The 9,808-nt window shown below is 66.8% G+C and carries 10 protein-coding genes; 6 read left to right on the forward strand and 4 right to left on the reverse strand.

What is annotated here, in order from left to right; genetic code table 11:
• Window positions 1–97 precede the first annotated feature (97 nt).
• Window positions 98–1,693, forward strand: coding sequence for a GMC family oxidoreductase (locus QH195_RS15965; protein ID WP_280424018.1), 1,596 nt, complete (start codon window positions 98–100; stop codon window positions 1,691–1,693).
• Between the two features lie 118 nt (window positions 1,694–1,811).
• On the opposite strand, the gene QH195_RS15970 is transcribed toward QH195_RS15965, so the two are convergent.
• Window positions 1,812–2,564 (reverse strand): SDR family NAD(P)-dependent oxidoreductase, encoded by a 753-nt coding sequence (locus QH195_RS15970; RefSeq protein ID WP_280435949.1) that lies wholly within the window; start codon window positions 2,562–2,564, stop codon window positions 1,812–1,814.
• Window positions 2,565–2,626: 62 nt separating this feature from the next.
• Entirely contained in the window at window positions 2,627–3,829 is a 1,203-nt protein-coding gene (locus QH195_RS15975; protein WP_280435950.1) for a cytochrome P450, read from the reverse strand.
• 199 nt (window positions 3,830–4,028) lie between these two features.
• On the opposite strand from QH195_RS15975, the gene QH195_RS15980 reads away from it, so the two are divergent.
• Both QH195_RS15980 and QH195_RS15985 read left to right on the forward strand, forming a co-directional pair.
• Complete coding sequence (locus QH195_RS15980; protein ID WP_280435951.1) at window positions 4,029–4,631, forward strand: TetR/AcrR family transcriptional regulator; 603 nt, start codon at window positions 4,029–4,031, stop codon at window positions 4,629–4,631.
• A 188-nt stretch (window positions 4,632–4,819) separates the two neighbouring features.
• On the forward strand, window positions 4,820–5,446 hold the full coding sequence (locus QH195_RS15985) for a hypothetical protein (RefSeq protein WP_280435952.1): 627 nt from the start codon (window positions 4,820–4,822) through the stop codon (window positions 5,444–5,446).
• Window positions 5,447–5,553: 107 nt separating this feature from the next.
• On the opposite strand, the gene QH195_RS15990 is transcribed toward QH195_RS15985, so the two are convergent.
• The gene (locus tag QH195_RS15990; RefSeq protein ID WP_280435953.1) at window positions 5,554–6,669 is read right to left on the reverse strand and encodes an NAD-dependent epimerase/dehydratase family protein; all 1,116 of its coding nucleotides are present in this window, start codon (window positions 6,667–6,669) and stop codon (window positions 5,554–5,556) included.
• Between the two features lie 86 nt (window positions 6,670–6,755).
• Complete coding sequence (locus QH195_RS15995) at window positions 6,756–7,358, reverse strand: TetR/AcrR family transcriptional regulator (RefSeq protein ID WP_280435954.1); 603 nt, start codon at window positions 7,356–7,358, stop codon at window positions 6,756–6,758.
• Between the two features lie 213 nt (window positions 7,359–7,571).
• On the opposite strand from QH195_RS15995, the gene QH195_RS16000 reads away from it, so the two are divergent.
• The 3 genes from QH195_RS16000 to QH195_RS16010 all read left to right on the forward strand — a co-directional run.
• Window positions 7,572–8,741 (forward strand): spirocyclase AveC family protein, encoded by a 1,170-nt coding sequence (locus QH195_RS16000; RefSeq protein WP_280435955.1) that lies wholly within the window; start codon window positions 7,572–7,574, stop codon window positions 8,739–8,741.
• A 1-nt stretch (window position 8,742) separates the two neighbouring features.
• Window positions 8,743–9,567 carry a CbbQ/NirQ/NorQ/GpvN family protein gene (locus QH195_RS16005; protein WP_280424026.1) on the forward strand — a complete coding sequence of 275 codons (825 nt, stop codon included), beginning with the start codon at window positions 8,743–8,745 and terminating at the stop codon, window positions 9,565–9,567.
• The coding region (locus tag QH195_RS16010) for a hypothetical protein (protein ID WP_280435956.1) at window positions 9,564–9,808 on the forward strand (245 nt) is incomplete at its 3' end. The genes QH195_RS16005 and QH195_RS16010, both read left to right, overlap by 4 nt.

Below are 9,808 nucleotides of genomic sequence, written 5' to 3' on the forward strand. Positions count from 1 at the left end.
ACCACCGTCCGGTGGCGCGTGGTACAGCCGTGCGCTGTGCCGGCCGCTCGAGGGGACTTCGTCTCCGCTGACACGATGACGACCGAAGGATCGAGTGATGAAGGCAATCTCGCGCCGTTCACTGTTGACCGGCGCCGCCGCCACGGGTGCCACGCTCCTGGGTGCCCATGTGGCCGGGACATTCGCCCCGGCCACCGCCCAGCCCAAGAATGTGGCGCTGACCCATGAAGAACATCGGGTGGTCGTGATCGGCTCCGGATTCGGGGGCGGTGTCAGTGCCCTGCGGCTGGCTCGAGCGGGAGTTCCCGTGACCGTGCTGGAACGAGGTTTGCGCTGGCCCACCGGCCCCGACTCCGAGACCTTTCCCCGGGCCACCGCACCGGACAAGCGGCTGCTGTGGTGCCGGTCCAGCCCGAACCTGTTCGGCCGGCCGCTGGCGTTCGAGCCCTATACCGGCCTGGTGGAAGCGATCCCGGGCGAGAACATGACCGCCCTGTGCGCGGCCGGGGTGGGCGGCGGGTCGCTGGTCTATCAGGGGATGTCGCTGCAACCGTCGGAAGAGGTGTTCAACACCCATTTCCCGGAGGAACTGGACTGGCAGACCATGCACCGGGTGCACTACCCGCGGGTGGCGCAGATGCTGCGGCTGGCCGAGGCGCCCGACGATCTGGTTGCTTCCGAGAACTACCGCGCGGCAAGGGTTTTCGCCGACCGCGTGCGGCGGGCGGGGATGCCGCTGTCGAAGATTCCGATGCCGATCGACTGGGATTTCGCGCTGGCCGAGTTGCGCGGTGAGATGAAACCCTCCTACACCAACGGTGACGGCGCGATGGGTGTCAACAACGGCGGCAAGCATTCCGTCGATGTCACCTACCTCGCCGCCGCCGAAGCGACCGGTCTGGTGCGGGTGGAGACCTTGCACGAGGTGACCGATATCGAACGGGCGCCCGACGGGCGCTGGGTCGTACGGGTGCAGCGTCTCGACACCACCGGCGCGGTGGTGGAACACAAGGTGCTCACCGCCGGCGCTCTGATCATGGCGGCGGGCAGTCTCAACACCACCCGGTTGCTCGTGCGGGCGGGCGCCAAAGGGCTGATCCCGGATCTACCGGACGGTCTCGGCGCGGGCTGGGGCACCAACGCCGACCGTATCTACATCTGGGCCGACCCGTCCGCGGAATTCGGTGCACCGCAGGGCGGCCCGGTCGTCTACGGCAGCCTGAACTGGGACGACCCGCACACCGCCCACACCGTCATCCAGGCCTCCATCCCACCCCTGGCGCTGGATCCGCGCAGCACGATGATGGTCGGATACGGAGTCAGCGAAGGCCGCGGCGAGTTCCGCTACGACGCCGCCCGCGACGACGCGGTCCTGCACTGGCCGCGGGAGGGGGACAGCGCCATCCAGAACGGGCACATCGGACCGGCCGTCCACCGAATTGCCGGACCGGACGGCGCGCTGGTGGACACGAACGCACTGTTCCCCTCCACCTGGCATCCGTTGGGCGGTGCGAGTATGGGGACGGTATGCGATCTGGACGGCCGCGTACACGGTCAGCGCGGCCTGTATGTTCTCGACGGTGCGTTGATGCCGGGTAATACCGCCGCCTGCAACCCATCGATGACCATCGCCGCGGTCGCCGAACGAGCGCTGGACAACCTGGTCGCCCAGGATGTAGGAAGGCTGATCTGAACCGGCTGCCCGGGGCAGGCACCGGACCGATTGCGGCGCCGAGCCGGGTGTGGAAGGGCGGCGAGCTCGTCCGCGGCGGCGAGCACGGTAGGGCAGGCAGTGGGCGCGGACGGATCGGTCAGCGGATCACCATGCCGCCGTCGACGGCGAGGATCTGTCCGGTGACATAGCTGGTGTCGTCGGACAGCAGGACGGCGATGGTGGCGCCGACTTCGTCGGCCTGCCCGATCCGCCGCAGCGGCAGGTCCGCCGAGGTCTGCGCCGCGGTCTGTTCGTCGTCGAACACCGAGCCGAGTCCCTCGCCGGCGGTGGCGCCGGGGCACACACAGTTGACGCGAATACCTTTGGGACCGTAGCGGAGTGCGGTGCGCCGGGTGAGCGCGACGACGCCGCCTTTGCTGGCGGTGTAGGCCATCCCGTAGCCGTGGCCGCGCAACCCGGCGGTCGAGGCGACGGTCACGATCGACCCGCCCGCTCCGAGCAGCGGCAGCGCCGCCCGTAACACCAGCACGGTGCCACGCAGGTTGACATCGAGAACACGGTCGAAAACCGCCATATCGAGGTCTTCGAGGTCGAGCAGGTCGGGTGCTTCGAAAACGCCCGCACTGGTGCAGACCCCGGCGACCGACGGCAACCGCGCGGCCGATTCCGCCACGGCCGCGGTCACCGAATCCTCGTCGGCGACGTCGCAGCCGATGGCGAAGGCTGTGCCGCGGGAGGCGAGATCGGCTGCCTCGGTGGTCAGTTTCCCGAGATCGCGATCCAGCATGGCCACTGCCGCGCCGGCCGAGACCAGCTTCCGGCATGTTCCCAGGCCGATGCCGCTTGCTGCGCCGGTGACGATGTACCCCCGGCCTCCGAGGTCCTGCATATCGATACTCTCCGTCGATCGTTCCGGACGACCGTGGCGTCCGCTGGCTGTGCCGGTAAGGGTCAGGGCAGGACGGCGGGCATGGTGTCCCATCCGCGGACCGTCGAGGTCGTCGACATTCTGGCGGCCGTGAGGTCGACATCCCATTCCGGGAAGCGCCGCAGCACCTCTTCGAGGGCGATACGGCCTTCGAGCCGGGCCAGGGCGGCACCGAGGCAGAAATGTGCTCCGATCCCGAACCCGAGATGGGGCTGTGGCGGGCGATGGATATCGAAAAGGTCGGCGTCGGGCGGGAATCGCCGGTGGTCGTGGTTGGCTGCCCCGATGAGGAGCATCATGACGCTGCCCGCGGGCACTTCGTGGCCGTGGTGTGCGACGTCGCGGGTGACATAGCGTGCCGCATGCGGGGCCGGTGGTTCGAGACGGAGCAGCTCCTCGATTGCCCGGGGGATCAGTTCGTGGTCTGCGGCGAGTTCACGGCGTTGATCGGGGTGTTCGGCGAGGACCTTGCCGGCCCAGCCGATCAGCCGCGTCGTGGTCTCGTTGCCGGCGCCGGCCACCACGTTCACATACATCAGCAGTTCGTCGCGGGTGAGCCGCCGTGAGGTACCCGTTTCGTCCTCGAATTCGACATTGAGCAATTCGGTCACGATGTCGTCGGAGGGATGCTTTTCGCGCCAGTCGATGTACTCGGCGAAGATCCGGCCGTCGTCCAACCCGTCCGAAGCCGCTGTCATCGGGCGGCCGTCTTCGGTGGACACCTGCGCATTGGAGTGGTCCCGGACCGCCTCCTGGATTTCTTCGGGAATGCCCAGGAGCATGCAGATCACCCGCATCGGCATGGGGGCACCCAGGTCGGCGATGAAGTCGAAACCGGCGCTGCCGACCAGCGGGTCGAGGCTGCGGGCGCAGAATTCGCGCACCATCGGTTCCAACTGGGCGATCTTGCGGGGTGTGAACATCCGTGCCACGAGCCGGCGATGGATGTCGTGGCGGGGCGGGTCCTCCATCACCAGCAGGCCCGGTGGGATCTCGATACCGGCCTTGATCAGTTCCAGCACATTTCCGCGGCCGGAGCTGTAGGTGGCGGTATCGGCGAGGCAGCTGTTGACATCGGAGTACCGGCTCAGTGCGTAGAAATCGTGCTGCTCGTTGTAGTACAGCGGTTTCTCTTCGCGGAGCCGGGCGAACATCGGGTACGGGTCGGCGATGAGACCCGTGTCGTAGGGATCGAAGAAGACTTCGCTGGTAGCGGAGACGGTCATGGCCGTCACTCCTCTCCGGGAGATTCACCCCCAAGAGCATTGATTCACGCCAGGGCGGCCTGGTGGCACCTACGGCGACGCGGCCGGTCGGCCGCCGTAGGTGCCGGTCCGCATATCAGATACGGACACGTTGTTAACATACGCGTTCGTATGTGAGATTGTCAGCCGTATGCGACATTCGCTTTGACAGGATGGTGCGATGGTGGAGCGCTGGACCCGGGAACGACGTACCGAGCACACCCGTACCCTGCTGGTCGACGCGGCGCAGGATGTCTTCGCCGCCAAGGGCTTCGGTGCGGCAAGTCTCGATGACATCGCGGCTGCCGCCGGATACACCCGGGGTGCGATCTATGTACATTTCAAGACGAAGGAAGAGCTGTTTCTGGCCGTCCATCAACGGTATTGGCGGCGGTTCTTCGACACCTTCACCGAGTTGCTGGCCGCGGTCACCGAGATCGGCGAGCGCGAACTCGCCGAGATCGCCGCGCGATGGCGCCGGCTCGCCGAAAGCGGCGGCACCCAGCAGGCCGCGCTGGGCTACGAGTTCACCCTGTATCTGCTGCGGAACCCCGAAGCCCGCGCGCGTGTGGTGCCGCAGCAGCAACTGGTCCACGACGAGCTCACGGCCTTCATCGTCGAGAGCCTCGGCAAACTGGGTGCCACCCTCGCTATGCCCGCCGCGACCTTCGCGCAGTTGCTGATCGCCACCAGTGACAGCATCATGCTGGCCGCCGAACTGAACGAGAACGACCTGTACCGGCCGATACTCGACATGTACACGGCAGTCATCACGGTGCCCTGACCGGCCACGGGACCGCCGGCCCCGGCGGTGGCCGGGCGCAGTCCGTCCGGGAACGATGCCACAGTATCCGGGTTACTGTACGGTCGGAATACTCCGGTCCGCAGTCGTGCGGAAGGTCTGTGCGAACACGGCGGCACGGTGCGTACCGGGGTGCCGTCACGTTCTACAGCGAATGAAGCAGGAGTCCGATGCGCGTGGTTCCCGGGGAGCTTTCCCACTGCGATCTGTGGTCGGTGATGCCGGCGCCACATGCCATCGCCCGCGCACAGGAGCATGTGCTGAAGTACCGCCTCGTGGTCGTATCCCGGACCGTACGAGCCGCGGCAGGCCTCGCCGGTGGGTGGCTGTTCGACCGAGCCATGTCCGGCTGGGATGTCACCGTCCTCGCCGAGGACGTGGCCGACCCACTTCCCGCTCGCGTTCTGGGTGCGTTCGTCGTCCCATGGGACAGTGTGCCCGCGTCCGCCGACGGGCCGGATCCACAAGCGGTGGCGATTATCGGGAATCCCCAGGATTTCGACGAGCGGATGCGGCGCTGGGTGACGGACTATTCGCACCGGGGGCAGGAGACAACGCTATGGGGTGAGGATGCCCGGCTCGGACCGCATCTGCACACCGAACCCGCGAAGTTCCGCCCGAGTCGCACCGCGCTGCTGTTCAAATCCCATGCCCTCAACGAGACCGCCGGACCACCCGCCGCGTTACCCGCCGAGGAATACTTCCGCGCGGTCGGGCCGGTTGCGCAAGGCGTGACACATTTGCGGCCGCACCGGCAATCCGACGGTTCCCGATGGGCGGCCGATCCCGGCGCCTGAGAAGTGTCGATGTCGGGGGGGTGCCCTCGGGCCGAGATGTTGCCCGGTCCACCGGCCGCGACGCCCGTGTGGTCGGCAGAGTGCCGTACTACTGCGGGACGCCGCTCTCAGTGGCCGGTTTCTCCGTTACCGCGGGCAAGGGCCTGCGGGCCGTATCGGGCGGCGATCAAGGCCCAGGGATCGGCGTAAGGGCCGCGGTGTTCGATGCGTCGCTGCAGGGCCAGAGCTGTGCGAATCGCGGGCCGCAGGAGTGGGCCGGTGGTCCGGAGGACCGCACGGAGCAGACGCGGTTGGGATTCGGCGATCCACGCGACCGTCTCGCGCCAATCGTGCTGCTGGAAGTCCAGCAGGGCTTGCGATTCCGTGGTGTCGAACCAGCCGGTGAAGGCCCATCCCCGGTCGTCACCGGGATCGCCGGGCAAGCTCGCCGAAGGTCCGAGCCGGCCGATGCCCATGGCTTCGAACATGGAATCCTCGACATCGCGGTGGGTGTGGATGTAGCTGTCGTCACCGGCGATGAGCAGTACTTTGCCGTTGATGCTGTCGCGGCGGTCGGCGGCGTTGGCGAAGGCCAGCGCGACGTCACGGGCATCGACCCCGTGCAGCCGGTTGTCGCCCGGGGTTGCGCGGATGAGTACCAGATGATCGGCGTTGATACCGGCAGTGGCATCGGGGGACAGCACACCGCCCAGCCGCAGGAACGCATGGGGCAGACCGCTCCGGGCGATGACGCCTTCGGCCAAGACCTTGTCCTCGCCGTACTGGTCGACGGGAGCTACCGGTGTTTCCGCGGTGATACGTCCGGGATGGCGATGCGGATTGCGGGAGCCGTACACCGCGGCGCTGGAGGCGAACAGCAAGAACGGAGCTGTGGGCAGACTCTGTCCGGCGCGCACGAGGTTCTCGGTGCCGCCGACGTTGATCTGCCGGGCCAATCGCGGATTGCGGTAGGACTGCGGGGAGAACATGGCGGCCAGGTGGATGATCGTGCCGGGGCGGTATTCGCCGACGAGCGCCTCGACGGCGGCGCGGTCGAGCAGATCGGTGAAGGTGGTGCGCAAGGTGCCCGGCTGTGTGGCGCCGGCCAGTTCTTCCGCGGTGGCCAGGGTGGTGTCGGAGCGTAGATCTGTCGCCACCACTGAACGCCCCCTGGACAACAGGAGTTCGGTGACGCGTTTGCCGATCTGGCCGAATGCGCCGGTTACGAGGACGGGAGCGCTCATCGTGCCTTCTTTCACGCCGGCTCGCGGGAGATGCTTGCAACCATGGGGAATTCGCCGGCGGAATGCGAGCCGTCGACGCGGAGCCGTCAGGGGAGTTTGACGACGGACAGATACATTTCGAGGATCGGCCGGTAGAGGTCGATATCGTCGAGTTGGCTGCCGAGTATCACGGAGTCACTGGTGGCGATGAGTACATGGGCGAAGGCCAGGGGGCTGATCGTCAGGCTCCCGCCGACGCGTTGGAGATTCTCGGCGACGAATCCGGCGAGCTCCTCGGCCACTTCCAAGCGCTTGGCCGCTACGCGTGCCCGGGCCTCCGGATTACGCAGCAGATACAGACTGAACTCGTGTCCGAGCGCGGCATGTTCGGCTCCGCGGTCGCGCCCGAGCCGCCGCCACCGTTCGGCGACTCGGTCCAGTTCGTGCGGGCCCACCTCGGTGACGGTCGAGAGGACCTCGGAGAAGTTGTCGAAGTAGCGGCGCCAGTAGCGATCGCTCACCGCGAGGAACAGCTCCTCCTTCACCGAGAAATGTTTGTAGATGGCGCCCTTCGTATAGCCGGCCGCGTGGGCGATGTCGTCGAGGGTGGCCGCCGCGAAACCCTTTTCGGCGAACACTTCCTCGGCGGCATCCAGCAGCAGTGCCCGGGTGCGCTCCAACCGCCGCTCTTTCGTCCAACGCTCGACCACGCGTTCGATCCTAACATGGATCTCAGAAACCCATTGTGACTCTGGATACTCGTTGGTATCTTGGCGGAGGGCTGGACGCCGGAACGAGGTGAACTACGCCGCGGAAGACCGACTTCCGTTGGGCGCCGGTGGTATCGAGCGCATCGCCGAGTCGCCGCTGCCGGTGGGCCGGCCCGCGAGCGCTGCAGAACGCAATCCAGAAGGGGCAGTTGCATGAGCGAACTGTCGAACAAGAAGACTCCTAAGGTCACCGAAAGCATCGGCGACACAAAAACTCTCGGTACCCCGAATCGGCAGGTGAGCAAGGCTGTCTACATCTGGGCCACCATCGGCGGGCTGATCCTGGCGCTCCAGGTGTATGTGTGGATCAGATGGATCACCGGGCCGTACTTCGAGCGGGTACCCACCGGACCGAGTGATCCGCCGATGCTCATGAAGACGATCCTGAGTATCTGGACGGCCGGCGTCCTGATCGGATTCCCGTTCGCCATCTACTGGTGGATCATCCGGCCGTGGTGGCGTGAGCGCCGGATAACCCTGGACGGCATCCTGCTGGTGTCCATGGGCCTGATGTTCTTCCAGGACCCGTTCCTGAACTACCTGAACACGTGGTGCACCTACAACACCTGGATGTTCAACAGAGGTTCCTGGGCTCCCTACGTTCCGGGCTGGAACTCGCCGGAAGAACCGGGCGCCCAGGTCGCCGAACCACTACTGATGAACATCCCGGGCTATGCGTGGGGCGTACTGCTCATCACCATCGGCGTGTGCTGGTTCATGCGGAAAGTCAAAACGCGCTGGCCCGGGATCAGCAACCTCAGGCTGGTCGGCATCACCTTCGCGTTCACCTTCGTCCTCGACTTCGTCATGGAAGCCTGCATGCTTCTGCCGCTCGGGCTCTACACCTACCCCGGCGCGATCCAGTCGGTGTCGTTCAACGCCGGTCACTACTACCAGTGGCCGATCTACGAGGGCGTGATGTGGGGCGCGGTCCAGGCGGGCCTGGCCTGTCTGCGTTTCTTCACCGACGATCGCGGTCGCACGATCGTGGAGCGTGGACTCGATCAGGTACGCGGGGGCTTCGTCCGGCAGCAGCTCACCCGTTCGCTGGCGATCTTCGCCGCGGTGAGCGCGATCTTCTTCGTTTTCTACAACGTTCCCGCGCAATGGTTCGGCCAGCACGCTGACCCCTGGCCCGCCGATATCCAGAAGCGTTCGTACTTCATGGGGGGTGTCTGTGGTGAGGGGACGGACAAACCCTGCCCCGATCCTGCCCTGCCGATACCGCGTGACGGGTCCGGGTACATCAACAAAGACGGTGAGCTCGTCCTTCCGGACGGAGTCGAGGTTCCGAAGATCGTGCCGTTCGAGCGGGGGAACTGATATGCCGACCACAGCCACCGCCCCGGCCGTGCGCCGCCCGGGCGTGGAGCCCCCGTTCTACCGGGCGGTCGGAGACGAGGCGGAAGTATTCCGTGCGGCTGCCTGTGGGGGACTGCCGGTCCTGTTGAAGGGCCCCACCGGCTGCGGGAAAACCCGCTTCGTGGAGGCCATGGCGCACGAACTCGGCCGCCCGTTGATCACCGTCGCGGGCCACGAGGACATGACCTCCGCGGATCTGGTCGGCCGGTTCCTGCTCAAAGGCGGTGAAACGGTATGGGTCGACGGACCTTTGACGCGGGCGGTGCGTGAAGGCGGGATCTGCTATCTGGACGAGATAGTGGAGGCGCGTCAGGACACCACGGTGGTCATCCACCCACTCGCCGACCATCGCCGCGAGCTTCCTGTCGACCGGCTCGGCACCACCGTACCGGCGGCGCCGGGCTTCCAGCTGGTGATCTCCTACAACCCCGGATATCAGAGTGTCCTGAAGAACATCAAAGAGTCCACCCGGCAGCGATTCGTCGCGATCGAACTCGGCTTTCCGCCACCGGAAATCGAGCGGGAGGTGGTGGCACAGGAGGCAGGGGTCGCGCCCGAGATCGCGAATTCCCTGGTGACACTGGGTAATGCCATCCGGAACCTGGAGGGATCGCCGCTGCGCGAAGCATCCTCGACCAGGATGCTGATTCTGGCCGGGTCGCTGGTGGCGGGCGGGTTGAACCTGCGCGCCGCCGTCCGTTCCGCGGTCGTCCAGGCGCTGTCCGACGATCCGGATATCGTCCGGGCCCTCGGTGAACTCGCGGACGCGGTCCTGCCGTCGTCATGACCGCAACCGAAACGGCGGGCCCGGAACGGTTCGGGCTCCTCGCGACCTTCCTCGCCGGCCGGTCCGTCGCAGTGGCGGGGGGGGGGGCGCGGCGGCCCCCCCCCCCACAACCGCCCCCCCCCCCCGAGCACGCAGGGCCGCGCCCCCCGCCCCCCCCCCCCCCCGGCCACTGCGACGGACCGGCCGGCGAGGAAGGTCGCGAGGAGCCCGAACCGTTCCGGGCCCGCCGTTTCGGTTGCGG

Source organism: Nocardia carnea (genome assembly GCF_029868855.1).
GTDB classification, from domain to species: Bacteria; Actinomycetota; Actinomycetes; order Mycobacteriales; family Mycobacteriaceae; genus Nocardia; species Nocardia carnea_A.

Bases quoted from the DNA above. Each gene is read 5' to 3' on its own strand.
- QH195_RS15965 (WP_280424018.1), top strand. From the start codon at position 98: ATGAAGGCAATCTCGCGCCGTTCACTGTTGACCGGCGCCGCCGCCACG.
- QH195_RS15970 (WP_280435949.1), bottom strand. From the start codon at position 2,564: ATGCAGGACCTCGGAGGCCGGGGGTACATCGTCACCGGCGCAGCAAGC.
- QH195_RS15975 (WP_280435950.1), bottom strand. From the start codon at position 3,829: ATGACCGTCTCCGCTACCAGCGAAGTCTTCTTCGATCCCTACGACACG.
- QH195_RS15980 (WP_280435951.1), top strand. From the start codon at position 4,029: ATGGTGGAGCGCTGGACCCGGGAACGACGTACCGAGCACACCCGTACC.
- QH195_RS15985 (WP_280435952.1), top strand. From the start codon at position 4,820: ATGCGCGTGGTTCCCGGGGAGCTTTCCCACTGCGATCTGTGGTCGGTG.
- QH195_RS15990 (WP_280435953.1), bottom strand. From the start codon at position 6,669: ATGAGCGCTCCCGTCCTCGTAACCGGCGCATTCGGCCAGATCGGCAAA.
- QH195_RS16000 (WP_280435955.1), top strand. From the start codon at position 7,572: ATGAGCGAACTGTCGAACAAGAAGACTCCTAAGGTCACCGAAAGCATC.
- QH195_RS16005 (WP_280424026.1), top strand. From the start codon at position 8,743: ATGCCGACCACAGCCACCGCCCCGGCCGTGCGCCGCCCGGGCGTGGAG.